The following is a 17,688-nucleotide window of genomic DNA, read 5'->3' on the forward strand; positions in this document are numbered from 1 at the left end:
CGGAGAAGGTCTCAGAATTTATACTCCACGCCGGCCCAGAAGTTACGCCCCTCCTCAATAAATCCTTCACCGTAGTAGTATCGGGTATCGAAGAGGTTGTTAATCGAGGCGTTGACGCTAAAACCGTGGCCTATGGCGTAATCGGTCCGCAGATGGGTAATGGCAAATCCCGACGCTTTTTGCGATCCGTCGCTGCTGCTGTAGCTGGAGGAACGCGCTTCTTCAGAGAGCGTGATTTGCAGCGGCTCGACGGGCTTGAGGGTCAGCCAGGCGGTCAGCGTCTGCGCCGGCAGATCGGTGACCTTGCCCGCCTCTTCGCGTTTGGCATCAGCGTGAATCAGGCCGTAGCTTAGCCCGACGTCGAGCTGCCCGAACGGCGAGCCTTTGATCCCCACATCCAGGCCGGTATAGTCAACCCGGCCGCTGTTCTGGTTCTGTACCGTATCGGCATCGATATTGATCGCCAGGATGGCGTCGCTGACCCGGTTATAGTAGGTGCTTATCTCGTAGGCCCAGCGGTCGTTGAGGCGTCCATTCCAGGTCAAATCGACGCCGCGGGCGCGCTCGGGCTTGAGCTGCGGATTGACCAGCGCAATCTGGTCTTTGGCGGGCTTCGAGGTGGTATAGCGCTCTTTGAGCGTCGGGAAGCGGGTGCGATCGGACCAGGAGAACGACAGGGTGTCTTCGTTGCTAAAGCGGTAGCGAGCCATTGTTTCCCAGTTAAACGCGCTCTGCCGGTTGTCGTCGTAGCGGGTCAGGCTGCCGTTCTTTTCGTGCTTCATTCCCTGAAGACTGTTGCGCCAGTCATAGCTCATCCCGGCGACGAGGTCGAGATTCTCCGCTGCCGCCCACTGGTATTCGCTGGCGACGGACCAGGTGCGATCCTTATAGCGATCGTACGGACCGTTGACGGCGCTCTTCTCCCGATGAACATCATCTTTCCAGTTAACGGCAAAAGAGAGCTGGTCGTTCTGGCGGACGTCGGCGGCGAGCTGCAGCCCAGCGCCGGTGCTGTAGTCGCTATAGTGGCTGTAGCTGCCGTTCTTATTGTGCAGATCCGCCAGCGAGTTATACATCAGCAGGGTGTTTTTGAAGGTGTCGTGATAGAGGCGGCTTTTCAGGGTGAAGCTGTCGCCGAGGTGCGTCGTGCCCTGGTAGTAATAGCTCTCCTTATCGTACTCCGGCCACTGCCAGTAGCGGGATTTCTGGCTGCTGGTGCCGGCATAAGGCGGGTTCTGCTTCTCGCCATCCTGCTTGATATAGGTCAGGGCGTACTCGTCGTTAGCGCGCGGCGTGAAGCCGAGCTTAATAATGCCGCGCTTATCATCGCTTGCCGAGTTAACCAGCTTGCCGTCTTCCCCGGCGACAGGGTTACCGGTGCCGTGAGGCAGGCCAAGAAAATCCTGCTTCAGGCGGCTGCCGCTGAGCTGGATGTAGCCCAGATCGCCGCTGGCCCCAAGGGAGGCGTGGGTGTCATAGGCATTAGTTTCGCTGCGGCTCCAGCCCTGGCGATAGCCGATGCTGGCTTCCAGTGGTTTACTGGGGCGCGGGGTGGTGATGTTGATCGCCCCGCCCATTTGGTTCGGGCCCTGCAGCAGGGAAGAGTAGCCTTTTGATACCTCCACCGAGGCGATATCGGAAGTGAGAAACCGGCCCAGGTCGAGGTTGCCGTCGTAGGGGACGTAGATCGGCACGCCGTCAAAAAAAACCGGAACCTGACGGCCATCGAAGCCGCGGACTTTTACCTGCAGTTCGTTGCGGCTGCCTGACTTTTGTAACACCACGCCGGGGATCACCGATAGCGCGTGGGCGACATCCTGCTTATCCAGACTCTTGATTGTCTCCTGTCCGAGGATATTGGTGGTCGCCGCCGGGACGGGGCTTGACCAGACGGTCATGGACTCCTCCGCCGGGTCTGCCCAGGCGGTCTGACCTAAGCTGAGGCTAATCAATGTGCAAAGATAACGCTTCCTGATTCTCATTTTTATTGTTCCTGTTTTCGTTTTTTTATCTTGAACTGTCCGGCTCCAGGCGAACCTGAATATCCGCCGGCGGCGCATACCACGGCGCCGAAGTAATAAACAATTCAATCCCACAATCGAGGTAGTTGGTTAAGGTGGTTAAGGTAATTCCGCCCGTCAGCGCCAGCGTGCAGCGCGGGGCAATACGCTGCGCCAGGTCAGCAACCTGGCGCGCCTGCGGCGGGGGAAATTTATCCAGCTGCAGGATGTCGGGTTCCGCCTGCAGCGAGGCCAGCGCTTCTTCGAGCGTGTCGGCCTCAACGGCAACCTTTTTCTCCGGCGCTGACCGGCGCAGGAGCTGAACGGCGTGCCGCCAGTCGCCGCTGTCGGTGAGGAACCGGCGATGATTGGCGAACAGCAGCAGGGTTTCGGCGCAGCCGGCACGGTGGATCAGCCCTCCGGCGGCAACGATGGCCTGGGTTCCGAGCAGCCGGGTGCCGGGAATGGCTTTGCGGGTACAGGCGATGTGGGCGGCCGGAAGACGGGCGCGCAGCAGCGCCAGCATTTCCGCGACGTAGGCCGAGACGCCGCAGCTCCACTCCAGCACGTTCTGCGCCGCTTTCCAGCCCTGATGCAGCGCCTCCGCGCTGCCGGTCGCGCGCAGCAGCGGCGCATTGGGCGGGACGTGCGCGCCGTCGTCCTGGAGCGCGGTAACGGTTAATCCCAGGCTTTTCAGCATCTCTCCAGCCGGAGAGATGCCGCTGACGCAGCCGCCCTGACGGTGGCTGAAGGTCATTACGCCGGGGTGGGCGCCGATTGCCAGCGCCCGGGTGGTCAGGTCGCCGCCCTGAATATCCTCCATCAGCCACGCGTCGGTCAGCGCCCGGGGGATATAAATCATCCTTTTTCCCCGCACTCCCAGGAGATCAGCGCCCAGTCGCGGCTGGGCGGCGCGATGGCCTGCGGATCCTGCCGCTGATACCAGTGGCGCAGCCGCGCGCGGTCCTCTTCGCTGAGTACGCCAAGCGTCCATTTGACGTTCTCTTCAAAACGTTCAAAGGTGGCGTTATCCCATTGGCAGCTGGGGCCGCGGATAAAATCGACCCGCGCGTGAATGCCCATTTGATACAGGACGTTCAGCGCGTAGATATAGTTCGGCAGTTCGACCACTTCGCGTCCCAGCGCACGCTGGATTGCCGGCGGCATAAACGTCGGCTGGACGAGGTGGGTGGTATAGACGCGCAGCCGCGCCTGGCGGTTGAGCTTATCCATCGCCTGACGCATATTGCCGACCAGCGTTGAGCGTGAGGCCACGGCAATATCACAGCGCGGAATATCGTGCCACGACTCCTCCCACGCCCGCAGATGCCAGCAGGCGTTGGCGATGCGCATCTGCGCCGCGCGCTTTTCGGCGACCTCCAGCATTCCCTGGCTGTAATCGACGCCGTGTACCGCAGCGAGTTTGTCCGCCAGCGCCAGGGCGACGGTTCCCGGCCCGCAGCCCATATCGAACAGGCTGTGCGCATCGGTTAAGTCTATTTTTGCCAGCAGCTGGAGAAGATAGCCGTCCGTGGGCTGGGCGCAGCTGTCGGCCATTTTCTCCGCCCGGGCGTCCCAGTGGGCGGGGGATTTCTCGGTGCGGCCGGCGAGCCTCATCTGCTGTTGGTAAAGCCCGGCAAAATCAATGTCGTCAATAAGCATAATTATTCCTGAAGGTGGGAGTGACCCAGGTGATGGCGGATCTGTGACGGCGTCACGCCGTACAGGGTGGCAAGCTTGTCCGCAGCGAGCTGCTCCGCCGCCGTCCCTTGGGTGACGAGGCCGTTTGGTTCGACCGCGATCACGCTATCGGCGATGGCGAGGGCGTGCAGCGGATGGTGGGTGGCCATAAACAGCGTCATCCCGGTTTGGCGCAGCTGGCGCAGGGTGTCGAGCAGGCGGATCTGGTGGCCGAAGTCGAGGCTTGAGGCCGGCTCATCCAGCAGCAGCAGACGCGGGCGCTGGACCAGCGCGCGGGCAATTAAGGTCAGCTGGCGCTCGCCGCCGCTCAGCGTGGCCCAGTTCCGTTCGGCGAGATGAGCGATATCCAGCGCCTCCAACTGGGCGTAGGCGATACTGCGATCGCTTCTGGCTGGCTGGGTGAAGGTACCGATATAGGGGCTAAGTCCCATCAGCACCATGTCGAGGACGCTGAAGGCGAAGGCCCCGTCGTGCGCCTGCGGCACCCAGGCAATCGCGCGGGCACGCTCGCGGGAGCACAGCTGGGTTACCGGCAGGCCGTCAATCAGGATCTGGCCGTCGCGCAGAGGAAGGAGGCCGAGTATGCTGCGCATCAGCGTGGTTTTACCGCTGCCGTTGGCGCCGAGCAGGCAGCTCAGCGTGCCCGGCAGCAGCGAAAACGAGACGTCGCGCAAAACGGCGCGTTTGGGATAGCCAATTTCGGCATGGCGTACCGTCAGCAGCGTCATGGGCGGCTCCTGCGCAGCAGCAGCGCCAGAAAGAACGGTGCGCCGATAAAAGAGGTCAGGATCCCGAGCGGGATTTCGCTGGCGCTCAGCCCGCGGGCCAGGGTGTCGGTTAAGAGCAGCAGCACGGCGCCAAGCCCCATGGCGACGGGCAGAAGGCGCTGATGATTGCTGCCGGTGAGCAGGCGTCCGATATGGGGGACGATCAGCCCCACCCAGCCGATAATGCCGGCAATAGCGACCGCGCTGGCGGTCGCGAGGGTTGCGCAGGCGACCACAATCAGCCGCAGGCGAGCGACGTTGATCCCCAGCGATCGCGCTTCGTCATCGGACAGGGTCAGCAGATTGATGCGCCAGCGCAGCAGCCACAGCGGCAGGCATCCGACGAGCATCAGCGGAGCGGCGACGGCCAGATCGCCGGAGGTAATATCGGAGAGCCCGCCCATCAGCCAGAAGGTGATGGAGGGGAGCTGGGTGTAGGGGTCGGCGAGGATTTTGATAAGCGAAATCCCCGCCCCGCACAGCGTACCGAGGCAGATCCCCACCAGCACCAGCGTCAGCGCCGGATCGTGGCGGACGATGGCGCGAGAGACGATCCCGACGCCGGCGACCACCAGCAGGCCGCCGCAGAAGGCAAACAGCTGGATATAGAGCGTCGACATTCCGCATACCAGCGCCAGGCAGGCGCCGAGGCCGGCGCCGCCGGCGACGCCAAGGATATCCGGCGAGACCAGCGGATTGCGAAACATGCCCTGGTAGGCGGCTCCGGCGGCTGAGAGCGACGCGCCGATGGCCAGCGCGGCGCCGATGCGCGGCAGGCGTATCTGCCAGAATACGATGCCGGCCTGCGGGGGAAGCGAGGCGCTGTGCGGATCGAACAGCAGATCAATCAGCCGTCCGAGGGTCAGGTTCCACGGGCCGGTTAGCAGGGCTGCCGAGAGGACCAGCAGGCCGGCAAGCAGCAGCGCGGCGCTCAACGTTGAAGGCTTCATGGACGACTCATCAGCCTCGTATAGCGCTCGGGGGTCAACACCGCGTGCCAGAATAGCGTGCTGTAGCGGGTTAAATCCTCCTGCAGCGTGGCGCGGACCTGCGGATCGAGCCACGCGTGCAGACGACGCATCCCGGCGAGGCGGTTGATCCCAGGCGGCGCGTCCAGCCAGCCAAACGGCAGGCCGTCGAGCAGCAGAACCCGCCCCTGCGCCACGGCGGCGACGCCCTGCCAGGCGGGGTCCTGTAAAATTGCGTTTCGCGTGGTGGCCTGCTGGGTGAGGATGATATCCGGCTGCCATTCCAGCACATTTTCCAGCGAGACCTGGGCCAGCCCGCTGCGTCCGCCCACCCGAGCGACGTTCTCTAATCCCAGCAGCTCCGCCGCCTCAGTGTGCAGCGAACCGGCGAGGCCCGTTTCCAGCCCTCGGGCGCCCCGGGCGGCGTAAAAACGCGTTCGCGCCCCGGCGCCGGAGGAGAAGGCGAGCGCCTCGGCGATAAACGTTTTCGCCAGCGCCGCCTGCCGCCGGGTGCGTTCGACGGTGCCGACGATATCGCCGATCGTCAGCAGCTGCTGCGCCGAAGAGGCCAGGGTGCCGGTAATCAGCACCCACGGAATATGGCTGCGGGCGTGAATCCGGCGCGCCTGCGAGATCCAGGTATCGTCCGCACTCCCGCAGTCCACCACCAGGTCAGGCTCAAGGGCCAGTAGTCCCTCCAGCGACAGGGTGCTGGCGCGTCCGGCAAGGCGGCCCGTTTTCGGCAGCCGGGCGATGCTATCGGGCAGCGGAGCGTCCGGGAAGAGGGAAAAATCGAATGAGGAAAACCCCAGCAGCTTTTCCGGCGCGGCGGCCAGCAGCAGCATATCGGCGGGCCCGCCCGCGCTGACAATCCGCCGGATAGCCGCAGGCGCAGGGCGTTCGCCAATGCTCAGGGCCAATGGCGTGGCGGCGCGACTCTTCTGGCCGGGGAAGCACAGCATGAGGCTTAAAGCCTGCAGGAACGTACGGCGCGAAAAAGGCATATGTTTCTATCCTGAAACAAAGTGATGAAAAAACCGCTATATATTTACATATATAGCGTTGATGAAATTGCCGGAGATCAAAAATCGACACATTAGTTTCCGCCTTACTCCGTAAGGGTGAGATGAAGTCGGGGTGTCATTGTGCAGGTTATTCAGGAGGGAAAGCGCCCGGCATGGCTGAGCTGCCGGGCGTACGCTGGGTGCGGTGAGCGGTTAATGCGCGGCGGCGGGCGCCGTTTTATCCGTTACGCCGGCGCTGTCGTTTGCCGCCGGTCGCGCGGCCGGGAGCGAATCGCAGGGCTTCTCTTTCGGGCACATCAGGTCGAGCATTTTCAAGGTCACGCCGTTGGTCCAGCCGAAGCCGTCCTGCAGCGGATACTCGCCACCGCCGCCGCCGGTGCCGGTGGAGCTGACGTCATACTTTTCCACCAGCTTCTGCTTGCTGTCATAGGTGTGCTGGACGTTGCTGAGGAAACGCCAGCTGACTTCCATTGCGATTTTCTGCTGGCCGTAGTTCTGCAGCCCTTCGGCGGCCACCCACTGCAGCGGCGCCCAGCCGTTCGGCGCATCCCACTGCTGGCCGCTGTTGACGGTGGTGGTGGTTAAACCGCCTGGTTTCAGCAGGCGAGACTGCGTCGCGGCGGCAACTTTGGCCGCCCGTTCGCTGGAGGCGGCGTTGACGTACAGCGGGAACAGGGCCGCGGCGGTGAGCTGATTGCGCACCTTGTGGCTTTTGAGATCGTAATCGGCGTACCAGCCCTCTTTATCATTCCACAGGTATTTCTCCAGCGCCTTCTGGCGGTCGTTGGCCAGCGCGTCGTACTGCGCCGCTTTCGCGCTATCGCCGGCGGCTTTGCTGGCGCGGGCGAGGGTTTTCTCCATGCGGAACATCAGCGAGTTAAGATCGACCGGAACGATGCTGGTGGTACGAATGGTGCCCAGCTGCTGCGGGTTATCCATCCAGCGGGAGCTGAAGTCCCAGCCGGAGGCCGCGGCGGAGCGCAGGTCGCGATAGATCTCGGTCGCCGGGCGGTTGGGGTTGTTTTTGGCGGTGGTCACGTCATCGAGCCAGGACTCCGGGCGTGGCGTGTCGTTGTCGTCCCAGTAGCGGTTCAGCAGCGCGCCGTCTTCCATGCGCACCACCCGCTTATTGGCTTTGCCCGGCGACAGCGCATCGGCGCCCTCCATCCAGTATTGGTACTCTTTCTCCATCTGCGGCAGCCAGGCTTTCAGCGCCCGATCGCCATCGTGGGTTGCCAGCAGCTCCACCATAAACGGGAAGAACGGCGGCTGCGAACGGCTCAGGTAGTAGCTGCGGTTGCCGTTGGGGATATGTCCCCAGGTATCGATCTCGTGGCCGAAGTTGGCCACCATATCGGCCACTTTATCCCAGTGCCCGCTTTCGGCGAGGCCCAGCATGGTGAAGTAGCTATCCCAGTAGTAGACCTCGCGAAAGCGGCCGCCCGGGACGACGTAAGGCTTGGGCAGCGGCAGCAGCGAATCCCACTTCTCGACCTCGACGGTGCTGCGGGTCAGCACCGGCCACAGGCCGTCAATATGCTGGCGCAGGGTTTGGCCCTTGGGCGGTACATACGTGTCGTTATCTTTCGGCAGCGCAAAGTTGAGCTCGACGAAGTGGCGCAGGTCGAAGCTGGCCTGATTTTTCTGCATCCGATAGTCGGCGAGGATCATCAGCGGGTCGCCGTTGGGGACCGCATCGGCGAAGGTTTTCTGATCGGGGAAGAGTTTGGCGCTTTGCACATCGTTGAACAGCGGGCCTAGCAGAATATCCGGCGACTGCGGCGGGGCGGTTTTTGTCTCATCGGCCTGGGCCGCCAGCGCTGACAGCGCAAAGAGGGCGCCCCCCAGCGCCAGACGCAGCGCTGCCGGGCGACGTGAAACGGATCTCGTCATGGGTAGTTCTCCTTATCATTACAGACGATTTTGCCACTGCGATTGATCATCAGAAAACCTTAGACGAATATCTGCCGCTACGCGTGTCGCAGCTAACATTTTGGATGAAAACAGATAATTTACCTGCATTCTGCGGCGGTGCGGACAAGAAATAAAACGCCTGTCGCCATACTTTAGCCATAATCATGTGCTGCAATGAGCGCAACTCAAACTGACCGGAGCGGCCGGTGAATCGACGTCGTTTTCTGCTGTTCAGCGCGGCGGCACTGCTGATAACCCACCGTACGCGAGCCAGCGATAGCACCCAGGAGACGCTGCCTCTATGGTCGGCGGAGCCGCAAGGGGGCGGCGGGCCTGGCGGCGCTGTGCGGCTGTCGGCGCGCGGCGCGCTGAGCCATATCGTCCGACCGTCGCTGACGGTATGGCGACCGGCGGTACCCAACGGCCACGGCGTACTGGTGGCCGCGGGCGGCGGCTATCGGCGGATTGAAATGGCCAAGGAGGCGTGGCCCGCCGCCCGCTGGCTCACGGCCCGCGGCTATACCGCCTACGTGCTGAGCTACCGCCTTCCCGGCGAAGGCTGGTCGGCGGGGGGCCTGGCGCCGCTGCAGGACGCTCAGCGCGCGCTGCGCCTGATTCGTCAGCGCGAACAGAAGGTCAGCCTGCTGGGCTTTTCCGCTGGCGGTCACCTGCTGGGCATGGCTGCCTGCCGGGCCAATTTCGCCTCTTATCCGCCGCTCGATGCGGCGGATGTGCTGCCCGCCCGCGCCGACGGGGCGGCGCTGATCTACCCCGTTATTTCGCTGGAGCCACCCTACAGCCACACCGCCACCCACCGGATCCTCGCCGGGCCTCACGCCTCGCCGGCGGTTGACCGCGCCTGGTCGGTGCAGACCTACGTGAACGGGCGCACGCCGCCCTGCTTTTTGGCCCAGGCGCAGGACGATCCGGTGTCCGATCCGCACAACACGCTGATTATGGCCGACGCCTGCCGCCAGCATCAGGTGGCGGTCAGCCTGTATCGCTACGCCAGCGGCGGTCACGGCTTTGCGATGGGGCGTCCGGGCACGCCCACCGTCGACTGGCCTGGGCACTATGCGACCTGGCTGGAGGCGCTCTCGCCGTAATGGCGCAAAGCGGTTTGCCGTGCCTCATTGTGGTGCAGGCCGGGCGAAATATAAGGAAAATGACGGGTTGTTTTTTGCACAATTAAGCGGCGCGAGGCTGCCGGCTTGCACAACTCCGTCACCGGCCGCGATCTGGCATACTTAATGCTTATCTCTTCCTGGGGCTACCCCAAAGTGAGTACAACCGGAGGAGACGGCCATGATAAAAATAACGCTTCCTGACGGGCATTATTATGACGAGATGCTTACCGTCGAGGGACAGCAGCGCCAGCACTATAACGCCTGGTGGCAATGGTTTCACAACACCGATCAATTCTCTATCCGGCAAAAAAAAGAGCAGGCGGAGCTGCTTTTTCACCGCATCGGCATCACCTTTAACGTGTATGGCGAAGGCGAGGGGACCGAACGGCTGATTCCGTTTGACAGCGTACCGCGCATTATTCCCGCCGCGGAGTGGCGGCGCATCGATCGCGGCATCCGCCAGCGGGTGAAGGCGCTGAACGCCTTCCTTTACGATATCTACCACGAGCAGAATATCCTGCGCGCCGGCATTATTCCGGCGGAACAGGTATTGGCCAATGAGCAGTACCAGCCCTGTATGCAGGGAATTAATCTGCCCAATAATATCTACGCCCACATCACCGGGGTCGATATGGTGCGCAACAGCGACGGTCAGTACTACGTGCTGGAGGACAACCTGCGCACGCCGTCGGGCGTCTCCTATATGCTTGAAAACCGCAAGATGATGATGCGCCTCTACCCGGAGATGTTTGAGCAGCACCACATTGCGCCGGTGGAGCGCTATCCGGGCTATCTCCTGCAAACCCTGCGCGAAAGCTCCCCCGTGGACGATCCCTGCGTGGTGGTGATGACGCCGGGGCGCTTTAACAGCGCCTATTTTGAGCACAGCTTTCTTGCCCAGCAGATGGGGGTTGAGCTGGTGGAGAGCGCCGATCTGTTTATTAAAGCCGGCGCGGTCTACATGCGCACCACCGAGGGGCCGCGGCGGGTTGACGTTATCTACCGCCGCGTCGACGATGCCTATCTCGATCCGCTGGCCTTCCGCGCCGATTCGATGCTCGGCGTTCCCGGCCTGCTGTCGGTCTACCGGGCGGGGGGGGTGGTGCTGGCGAACGCGATCGGCACCGGCGTCGCCGACGATAAATCGATCTACCCCTTCGTGCCGGAGATGATCCGCTTTTACCTCGGCGAACAACCGATCCTCAACAACATCCCGACCTGGCAGTGCCGCAAGCCGGAAGACCTGCAGTTCGTGCTGAACAACCTCGAGCAGATGGTAGTTAAGGAAGTGCACGGCGCCGGCGGCTACGGCATGCTGGTCGGCCCGCGCTCGACGAAAGAGGAGCGCGAAGCGTTCCGCCAGCGCCTGCTGGCCAACCCGGCCAACTACATCGGCCAGGATACCCTCGCGCTTTCGACCTGCCCGACCTTCGTCGAAGACGGCCTGTCGCCCCGACATATCGATCTGCGTCCGTTCGTGCTTTCCGGCCAGGAGATTCGCCTGGTACCCGGCGGCCTGACGCGGGTGGCGCTGACGGAAGGCTCGCTGGTGGTGAACTCATCGCAGGGCGGCGGCACCAAAGATACCTGGGTGATGGAGGATGACGAATCATGCTAAGTCGTACAGCGAGTGAACTGTTCTGGATGGCGCGCTATCTGGAGCGTGCGGAAAGCTACGCCCGGGTGCTCGACGTGACCTGCAAACTCTCGATGATCCCCCGCCATAGCCAGCAGGCGCGGGATCTGGCCCTGCCGCTGAACCTGTCGCAGACCCACGAGCTGTTTCAGGAGCGCCATGCGCGCTTCTCGATGGGCAACCTGTTCAACTTTTTTGCCCTCGACGGCAACAACCCCGGCAGCATCTACAGCTGCGTCGAGATGGCGTGGAATAACGCCCACGCGGTGCGCGGCAGCCTCTCTGCGGAGGTATGGGAGTGTATTAACGCGACGCGCATTGAGCTGCGTCGGCTGCGCCTGCAGGGGATCGGCGAGCTCGGCAGCGACGGTTTCCTCGAGTGGGTAAAAGAGCGGGTACACCTGTTTCGCGGCGCGGTGCTGGGTACCCTGCTGCGCAACGACGCCCTCAGCTTTATCGGCATCGGCACGCTGATTGAACGCGCCTACGCCACCACCCAGCTGCTGCTGATCAAGGACCAGCAGCTGAGCAGCGACCCGGACCCGGTACGCGAGTACTACCGGCTGGATACCCTGCTTAACGCGGTCAGCGCCCGCGAAGCCTACAACAGCATCTACCGCCAGCCGGTGAGTCGGGAGACGGTGATGGAGCTGCTTATTTTGCGTAACGACGTTCCGCGCTCGCTCAGGGCCTCCATTTCCGATCTGATCGGCCAGCTGGAGCATATCGCCAACGATCGCTCTCATCTGCCGCTGCGCCTGGCGCATCAGCTTAACGTCGATCTGCGCTTCAGCACCCGTGAAGAGCTGGCCAGCGCCGATCTGCAGAGTTACCTCAACGGACTGCTGGCGCGAATTAACGCCCTGTCCGACAGCATCAGACAAACCTATCTGGAGGCGCTATGAAACTGGTTATCGACCACCTGACCCGCTACGGCTACGATGAAGAAGTCAAGTTTTCGACTCAGTACCTGCGCCTGACGCCGCGCAGCTCCGGCCGGCAAAAAATCACCTCCTGGACGCTGACGCTGCCGGATGGGGCCAGCATCGCGACCACCGACGCGTGGGGCAACGTGCTGCACGTGCTGACGCTGGATAACCCGCATAAGGAGATAGCGATCCGCGCCAGCGGGATTGTCGATATCGCGCAGGAGGACGAAGAGAGCGGGGTAGACGAAGAGGAGCTGCTTTCGCCGCTGGTCTTCCTGCGCTGCACGCCGCTGACCCGCGCCGACGAGCGGATCCGCGAGTTCGCCCACGGCCTGTACCGTGCCGACGAGCCGGAGGAGAGCCTCAATCAGCTGATGGCGGAACTGCTGCTCAAAATGCCCTACTCGCCGGGCGCGACCCAGGTGCAGGACTCCGCCGCCGACGCTTTCGCGCGTGCGAAGGGCGTGTGCCAGGATCATACCCACGTTTTCCTCGCCTGCTGCCGGGCGATGGAGATCCCGGCGCGCTACGTTAGCGGCTATGTTTATAGTGATAACGCGCAGCACGTGGCGATGCACGCCTGGGCGGAGGTGTGGCTCAACGGGCGCTGGAAATCATTTGATATTACCAATAATACCCGTAACCTGAATCAGCACCTGCGGCTGGCGACCGGGCTGGACTATCTTGACGCCTGTCCGGTACGCGGTACCCGTCTGGGTGGCGGCGGGGAAGTTATGTTAACCAACGCTGAAGTGCGAGAGCATTCTCAACAGACGCAGCAGCAATAGAGGCAGGAACGGAGAACGATGACCTACTGTGTGGCCATGTGTTTAGCGGATGGGCTGGTATTCGCGTCGGATTCGCGCACCAATGCGGGCGTGGATCATATTGCGACTTTTAAAAAGCTTCATATTTTTCAGCAGGAAGCCGAACGGGTACTGGTGCTGCAGTCCGCCGGCAACCTGGCCACCACCCAAAGCGTGATTAGCCTGCTGAGCGCGCGAATTCGCACCCAGCAGGAGCCTAACCTGATGCAGGTCAGCTCCATGTATGACGCGGCGATGCTGATTGGCAAAACGCTGCAGGAGGTCATTCAGCGCGACAGCAGCAATCAGCAGCACTGCGGCAATACCAACTTTAACTGTAACCTGCTGCTGGGCGGTCAGCTGGCGGGGGAGACGCACCGCCTGTTCCACATCTACCCGGAAGGTAATTTTATTGAGGCCACGCGCGATACGCCCTATTTCCAGATCGGCGAAAGTAAGTACGGTAAACCGATTATCGACCGGGTGCTGACCATCGACACGCCGCTGGAGCAGGCGATGTGCTGCGCGCTGATCTCCATTGATTCAACGCTGCGCAGCAACCTCTCCGTCGGCCTGCCCGTTGATACGCTGCTCTATCGCAGCGGCAGCCTGAGCGGCGCCGAGCAGCATCGCATCACCGAAAGCGATCCCTACTTCAACACCATCCGCAGGGCGTGGTCCGAAGGGCTGCAGAACACCTTCCAGAAGCTGCCGCCGTTCGCGCCGGAGCGTGAGCGCTAAACCGCCGCCGATGACGAAAGGTAGCGTCCCGGCGTCATGCCGGTCATGGTGCGGAAAAAGTAGATAAAGGCGCTGTCGCTGGCGAAATCCAGCGCCTGCGCGACGCCGGTAATGCGTTCTCCCGTCGCCAGCAGCTCCACCGCTTTCATCAATCGCCACTGCTGCCGCCACTGCTGCCAGGACATTCCGGTATCGCGGCGCAAAATGCGGCTGATGGTCTTTTCGCTGGCGCCGCACTCTGCGGCCAGCGCCCGTAACGTCGGCGGCAGGCTCTGACCGCCCAGCGCGGCCAGGCGCTTATCCTGCGGCAGGGCGAGCATCATCGGCTCATGGGCCGCCGCGCTAATCTCCGCCGCACACAGGGCGGCAAGGTGCCAGCCGCTGCCGCTCTCCCAATCGCTGTCCCACGGGCTTGCCGCCGTCCGCTCCAGCAGCTCGCGCAGCAGCGGGCCGACGTTGAGGATCGCCGGATGCGCGGGGAGGTCGGGGAAGCGGGAGGGCTGAAACCACACCGAGCGATAGTCGACGATGTTTTTCATCTCCGCGCGATGGGGGACGCCCGCCGGGATCCACGCCGCCCGGGTGGGCGGAAGCAGGCACAGCAGCGCGCCATCGTTGAGGGTCAAGCGCACACAGCCCTGGCGGGTGAAAAGTATCTGCGCCATATCGTGCCGGTGGCTGCCGGAGTCGTGGCCGCCGAGCGCCGACTGGACGCCCACCACCGTTTTGTTCAGCGTATCCGGGTTGAATGCCGCCTGCGGGTCGAGCCACGCCATAATGTCCGATTTCCGATATATATAGTCACAATGTTTATAATGTCCGATCCGCGGCCTGCCTACAATAGCGCCTCTTAATAACAGGAGGTGGATATGTTCGGGCGTTCGGCCGTGGTGCTGGTCACCGCATTACTGATGTTTCCACAGATGGTGGAAACCATTTACAGCCCGGCGCTGACCGATATCAGCGTCCGCTTTGCCGTCAGCGCGCAGCAGGCGGCGCAAACCCTGGCGGTTTACTTTATCGGCTTCGCGCTCGGGGTTCTTTTTTGGGGGCGGGCCAGCGATCTCTACGGCCGCCGTCCGGCGATGCTGGCGGGGATCGCGGTGTACGCCCTCGGCTGCGCGATGGCGCTGGCGGTAACGGATTTCACCCTGCTGCTGCTGGCGCGGATCGTGGCGGCATTCGGCGCCGCGGCCGGGTCGGTTGTCAGCCAGACGATCCTGCGGGACCGTTTTAGCGGCCGCCGGCTCGCCGGCCTCTTTTCGCTTATCGGCCTGGCGCTGGCGGTCAGCCCGGCGGCGGGCGTCTGGATCGGCGGCCTGCTCGCCGCCGGCTGGGGCGTGCGCGGGGTTTTCCTCGTTCTGGCGCTACTGGCCGGCGTCCTGCTGCTGCTGTGCGGCTGGCTGCTGCCGGAGACGCGGCCGGCGCGGCAGGCGAACGCGGCGTTTCTGCCGGTGCTGCGCCGGATGGCGACCGACCGGCAGATTGGTCTGGCGGTGATCCTGGTGGCGGCGTTCAACGTCAGCCTGTTTAGCTACTACAGCCTGGCGCCGTTTATTTTCGCCCAGCTGCGCCTGCCGGTCGCCGCGTTTGGCTACAGCGGCATGGCGCTGGCCGGCGGCTCCCTGGCCGGGGCGCTGCTCAATCGCCGGCAGCTACGCCGGGGCGTGACCCAGGGGCGGATGCTGCTGCTCGCCTGCTGGCTCCATCTGGCCGGCGGCGCGGCGGTGTACTTCTGGCGCGACTCGCTTTGGTTCCTGCTGCCGATGGCCGGGGTGGCGCTCGCTTTCGCCATGGCGATCCCGCTGGTGCTGGGATCGGCGCTCGGCGCCTATGGCGATTGTCGCGGCACCGCCGGGGCCATTTTCGGTCTCGCCTACTATCTGCTGATTGGCCTCGGGTTGGCGCTGGTCGGCTGGGGGCAATCGCTGGGGGCGTCGCTGATGGTCTGCGCCGCGCTCGGCGTCATCGCCGGCATTCGCTATTTGCCCTGTTTCGCCGAAAAGAGCGCGGGCACCGTCCGGGGCACCCGCGTCGGCTAGTCCTCCTCCGCCAGCCGCTCGCCGCTGGCGGCATCGAAGAGGTGGATCTTCTCGCGCCGGGCGGTGAGATTCAGCGGCTGCTGGAGCCGGGCGTCGATGCGTCCGGCGACCTGCACGTGAACCGGGAATCCCTGCCACTCGAGATGCAGCAGGGTGGACTCCCCGGTCACCTCCATAATGTTAACCGTTCCGGGCAGGCCGTCGGCGGCCGGCTGGATATCCTGCGGGCGCAGGCCGACGGTGACCGGCGCGCTTCCCTGCGCCGCCGCCGCCCGATGCCAGCGTGCCGGCAGCGCCAGCCACAGCTCGCCGCAGCGCACGCCGGGAACCCCGTCGCGGCTGGCTATCTCACCCACCAGCAGGTTCATCGGCGGCGAGCCGATAAAGCGGGCCACAAAGGTGTTGCAGGGGCGATCGTAAATCTCCAGCGGCGGCCCCTGCTGGACGATAAGCCCCTCGCGCATCACCACGATTTGGTCGGCCAGGGTCATTGCCTCAACCTGATCGTGGGTAACGTAAATCATGGTGGTCTTAAAGCGCTGGTGCAGCGATTTGATCTCCGCCCGCAGCTCCATGCGCAGCTGGGCGTCAAGGTTGGAGAGCGGTTCATCAAACAGGAAAACCTGCGGGTTGCGTACCATCGCCCGGCCCATCGCCACGCGCTGGCGCTGGCCGCCGGAAAGCGCGCGCGGGTAGCGGGCCAGCAGCTTATCGATCCCCAGTAGGCTGGCGATATGCTGGACTTTGCTTTTCTGCGTCTCTTTATCGACCTTTTTAACCTGCATATGGAAGGCGAGGTTTTCGGCTACCGTCAGGTGTGGGTAGAGGGCGTAGCTCTGAAAGACCATCGCCACGTCGCGATCGGCGGGGTCGAGATCGCCGATCGGCCGGCGGTTCATTAAGATCTCCCCGGCGGAAAGAGCCTCGAGCCCGGCCAGCAGCCGCAGCAGGGTCGATTTCCCGCAGCCGGAGGGCCCGACCAGCACCGTGAAGCTGCCGTCAGGAATGGTTAAATCCAGCGGCAGAAGCACCTTCTGTTTGCCGTAATGCTTGGCGACTTTTATCAGCTCAACGCTGGCCATCGGCGGTCTCCTCAATATGGTGTTGCAGGGTTCGCCAGTCGGGATAGTGGCGGGGGGAGGTGCTTATGGCGTGCGCGGCAACGGCGTTGCCCCAGCGCAGCGCCTGGGCCGCCGGCTGGCCGCTTAGCAGCCCGGCGAGAAAGCCGGCATTAAAGCTATCGCCCGCGCCGATGGTGTCAATCACCTCGACCGGCTTCACCGCCGCGCGTTCGCTGCGCTCGGCGGTCCACCACCAGGCCCCGTCGGCGCCGCATTTGACGATGCAGCCGCCCCGGCCGCTGAGGCGCGACGCCAGGCTGCGGGCCGCCTGTGGCAGGTCGCTCATCGCGGCGAGTCCGAGGGTTTCGACTTCATTGAGCAGCAGCCAGTCGCAATCGGTCAGCCACTGGTTCACCGCTTCGCGCAGCGCCGGGTCCCAGCTTTGCGGCGGCCAGCCGGTATCCACGGCGACCTGGAAGCCGCGCTGGCGCAGCGCCCGCAGCAGCGTCGGATAGTCCGGTAGCAGGGCGGTACATAAAAAGGTCCCGCAGAGCAGGACGATATCGCCGGCCGTGGCCCGTTCCGGAAGCTGGGCGAGAACGTCGTCCGCCGACAGACGGGTAATATGCCCGTAGTTGCTGAGGAAGGAGCGCTCTTTATCCGGATGGGTAACCGCCACCGTCAGCGAGGTTTCGCAGGCGTACTGCGGCCAGCGCTCGGCGCTGCCGGGAAACTGGGCCGCCAGCCAGGCGGTAAAGGCGTCATCGCCCTGGCAGCCGATGGTACGATGCGGGATCTGCATGGCGGCCAGCGCCAGGGCGCAGTTGCCCGCCGAGCCGCCGGGGCGCAGGGCGCTATGCTCCAGCATCACCTCCGTCCCCGGCTGCGGCCATTGCGCGAGGGTGCCCATAATCAAATCAATATTGTAGTTGCCCGCGATATAGAGCACGGGCGCGGTGAGCTTGTGCATA

16 protein-coding genes are annotated in these 17,688 nt (G+C 63.5%); 6 read left to right on the plus strand and 10 right to left on the minus strand.

The window, feature by feature from the left end; genetic code table 11:
* Positions 1-11 precede the first annotated feature (11 nt).
* The 7 genes from GVK32_RS12760 to GVK32_RS12790 form a co-directional block, all read right to left on the minus strand.
* Positions 12-1,982 carry a TonB-dependent siderophore receptor gene (locus GVK32_RS12760; RefSeq protein ID WP_159868143.1) on the minus strand — a complete coding sequence of 657 codons (1,971 nt, stop codon included), beginning with the start codon at positions 1,980-1,982 and terminating at the stop codon, positions 12-14.
* 25 nt (positions 1,983-2,007) lie between these two features.
* Positions 2,008-2,862 (minus strand): ModD protein, encoded by an 855-nt coding sequence (gene modD, locus GVK32_RS12765; protein WP_159868146.1) that lies wholly within the window; start codon positions 2,860-2,862, stop codon positions 2,008-2,010.
* Complete coding sequence (locus GVK32_RS12770; RefSeq protein ID WP_159868149.1) at positions 2,859-3,662, minus strand: class I SAM-dependent methyltransferase; 804 nt, start codon at positions 3,660-3,662, stop codon at positions 2,859-2,861. Before GVK32_RS12770 ends, modD begins: the two co-directional genes overlap by 4 nt.
* Before the next feature lie 2 nt (positions 3,663-3,664).
* Positions 3,665-4,429, minus strand: a complete 765-nt coding sequence (locus GVK32_RS12775; protein ID WP_159868152.1) for an ABC transporter ATP-binding protein — start codon at positions 4,427-4,429, stop codon at positions 3,665-3,667.
* The gene (locus GVK32_RS12780; RefSeq protein WP_159868155.1) at positions 4,426-5,418 is read right to left on the minus strand and encodes an iron ABC transporter permease; all 993 of its coding nucleotides are present in this window, start codon (positions 5,416-5,418) and stop codon (positions 4,426-4,428) included. The genes GVK32_RS12775 and GVK32_RS12780 overlap by 4 nt, the downstream gene beginning before the upstream one ends.
* A complete protein-coding gene (locus GVK32_RS12785; protein WP_159868158.1) occupies positions 5,415-6,440 on the minus strand; it encodes an ABC transporter substrate-binding protein in 1,026 nt (341 codons plus the stop codon). The genes GVK32_RS12780 and GVK32_RS12785 overlap by 4 nt, the downstream gene beginning before the upstream one ends.
* 213 nt (positions 6,441-6,653) lie before the next feature.
* The gene (locus GVK32_RS12790) at positions 6,654-8,354 is read right to left on the minus strand and encodes an alpha,alpha-trehalase (RefSeq protein WP_159868161.1); all 1,701 of its coding nucleotides are present in this window, start codon (positions 8,352-8,354) and stop codon (positions 6,654-6,656) included.
* A gap of 227 nt (positions 8,355-8,581) precedes the next feature.
* On the opposite strand from GVK32_RS12790, the gene GVK32_RS12795 reads away from it, so the two are divergent.
* From GVK32_RS12795 to GVK32_RS12815, 5 genes are all read left to right on the plus strand, one after another.
* Positions 8,582-9,481, plus strand: coding sequence for an alpha/beta hydrolase (locus tag GVK32_RS12795; protein WP_159868164.1), 900 nt, complete (start codon positions 8,582-8,584; stop codon positions 9,479-9,481).
* Between the two features lie 199 nt (positions 9,482-9,680).
* Complete coding sequence (locus GVK32_RS12800) at positions 9,681-11,120, plus strand: circularly permuted type 2 ATP-grasp protein (protein ID WP_041146162.1); 1,440 nt, start codon at positions 9,681-9,683, stop codon at positions 11,118-11,120.
* Positions 11,114-12,043 (plus strand): alpha-E domain-containing protein, encoded by a 930-nt coding sequence (locus GVK32_RS12805; RefSeq protein ID WP_123709054.1) that lies wholly within the window; start codon positions 11,114-11,116, stop codon positions 12,041-12,043. Before GVK32_RS12800 ends, GVK32_RS12805 begins: the two co-directional genes overlap by 7 nt.
* A complete protein-coding gene (locus tag GVK32_RS12810; protein WP_159868167.1) occupies positions 12,040-12,855 on the plus strand; it encodes a transglutaminase family protein in 816 nt (271 codons plus the stop codon). Before GVK32_RS12805 ends, GVK32_RS12810 begins: the two co-directional genes overlap by 4 nt.
* 18 nt (positions 12,856-12,873) lie before the next feature.
* Positions 12,874-13,614 (plus strand): proteasome-type protease, encoded by a 741-nt coding sequence (locus GVK32_RS12815; protein WP_123709052.1) that lies wholly within the window; start codon positions 12,874-12,876, stop codon positions 13,612-13,614.
* Here the strand turns inward: GVK32_RS12815 and GVK32_RS12820 are convergent.
* Positions 13,611-14,390 carry a helix-turn-helix domain-containing protein gene (locus GVK32_RS12820; protein ID WP_159868170.1) on the minus strand — a complete coding sequence of 260 codons (780 nt, stop codon included), beginning with the start codon at positions 14,388-14,390 and terminating at the stop codon, positions 13,611-13,613. The two genes, GVK32_RS12815 and GVK32_RS12820, sit on opposite strands and share 4 nt — an antisense overlap.
* Positions 14,391-14,483: 93 nt before the next feature.
* Here GVK32_RS12820 and GVK32_RS12825 point away from each other — a divergent pair, with 93 nt between their 5' ends.
* Positions 14,484-15,656, plus strand: coding sequence for an MFS transporter (locus tag GVK32_RS12825; RefSeq protein WP_159868173.1), 1,173 nt, complete (start codon positions 14,484-14,486; stop codon positions 15,654-15,656).
* Here the strand turns inward: GVK32_RS12825 and GVK32_RS12830 are convergent.
* Positions 15,653-16,738, minus strand: a complete 1,086-nt coding sequence (locus GVK32_RS12830) for an ABC transporter ATP-binding protein (RefSeq protein WP_159868176.1) — start codon at positions 16,736-16,738, stop codon at positions 15,653-15,655. The two genes, GVK32_RS12825 and GVK32_RS12830, sit on opposite strands and share 4 nt — an antisense overlap.
* Positions 16,725-17,687, minus strand: a complete 963-nt coding sequence (locus GVK32_RS12835; protein WP_159868180.1) for a carbohydrate kinase family protein — start codon at positions 17,685-17,687, stop codon at positions 16,725-16,727. The genes GVK32_RS12830 and GVK32_RS12835 overlap by 14 nt, the downstream gene beginning before the upstream one ends.
* Position 17,688: the final 1 nt, after the last annotated feature.

The sequence above is a fragment of the Klebsiella sp. 18074 genome (assembly GCF_902705905.1).
GTDB classification, from domain to species: Bacteria; Pseudomonadota; Gammaproteobacteria; order Enterobacterales; family Enterobacteriaceae; genus Klebsiella; species Klebsiella terrigena.

Bases quoted from the DNA above. Each gene is read 5' to 3' on its own strand.
- GVK32_RS12780 (WP_159868155.1), bottom strand. From the start codon at position 5,418: ATGAAGCCTTCAACGTTGAGCGCCGCGCTGCTGCTTGCCGGCCTGCTG.
- GVK32_RS12775 (WP_159868152.1), bottom strand. From the start codon at position 4,429: ATGACGCTGCTGACGGTACGCCATGCCGAAATTGGCTATCCCAAACGC.
- GVK32_RS12835 (WP_159868180.1), bottom strand. From the start codon at position 17,687: ATGCACAAGCTCACCGCGCCCGTGCTCTATATCGCGGGCAACTACAAT.
- GVK32_RS12825 (WP_159868173.1), top strand. From the start codon at position 14,484: ATGTTCGGGCGTTCGGCCGTGGTGCTGGTCACCGCATTACTGATGTTT.
- GVK32_RS12785 (WP_159868158.1), bottom strand. From the start codon at position 6,440: ATGCCTTTTTCGCGCCGTACGTTCCTGCAGGCTTTAAGCCTCATGCTG.
- GVK32_RS12820 (WP_159868170.1), bottom strand. From the start codon at position 14,390: ATGGCGTGGCTCGACCCGCAGGCGGCATTCAACCCGGATACGCTGAAC.
- GVK32_RS12810 (WP_159868167.1), top strand. From the start codon at position 12,040: ATGAAACTGGTTATCGACCACCTGACCCGCTACGGCTACGATGAAGAA.
- GVK32_RS12790 (WP_159868161.1), bottom strand. From the start codon at position 8,354: ATGACGAGATCCGTTTCACGTCGCCCGGCAGCGCTGCGTCTGGCGCTG.
- GVK32_RS12805 (WP_123709054.1), top strand. From the start codon at position 11,114: ATGCTAAGTCGTACAGCGAGTGAACTGTTCTGGATGGCGCGCTATCTG.
- GVK32_RS12800 (WP_041146162.1), top strand. From the start codon at position 9,681: ATGATAAAAATAACGCTTCCTGACGGGCATTATTATGACGAGATGCTT.
- GVK32_RS12815 (WP_123709052.1), top strand. From the start codon at position 12,874: ATGACCTACTGTGTGGCCATGTGTTTAGCGGATGGGCTGGTATTCGCG.
- GVK32_RS12830 (WP_159868176.1), bottom strand. From the start codon at position 16,738: ATGGCCAGCGTTGAGCTGATAAAAGTCGCCAAGCATTACGGCAAACAG.
- GVK32_RS12760 (WP_159868143.1), bottom strand. From the start codon at position 1,982: ATGAGAATCAGGAAGCGTTATCTTTGCACATTGATTAGCCTCAGCTTA.
- modD (WP_159868146.1), bottom strand. From the start codon at position 2,862: ATGATTTATATCCCCCGGGCGCTGACCGACGCGTGGCTGATGGAGGAT.
- GVK32_RS12770 (WP_159868149.1), bottom strand. From the start codon at position 3,662: ATGCTTATTGACGACATTGATTTTGCCGGGCTTTACCAACAGCAGATG.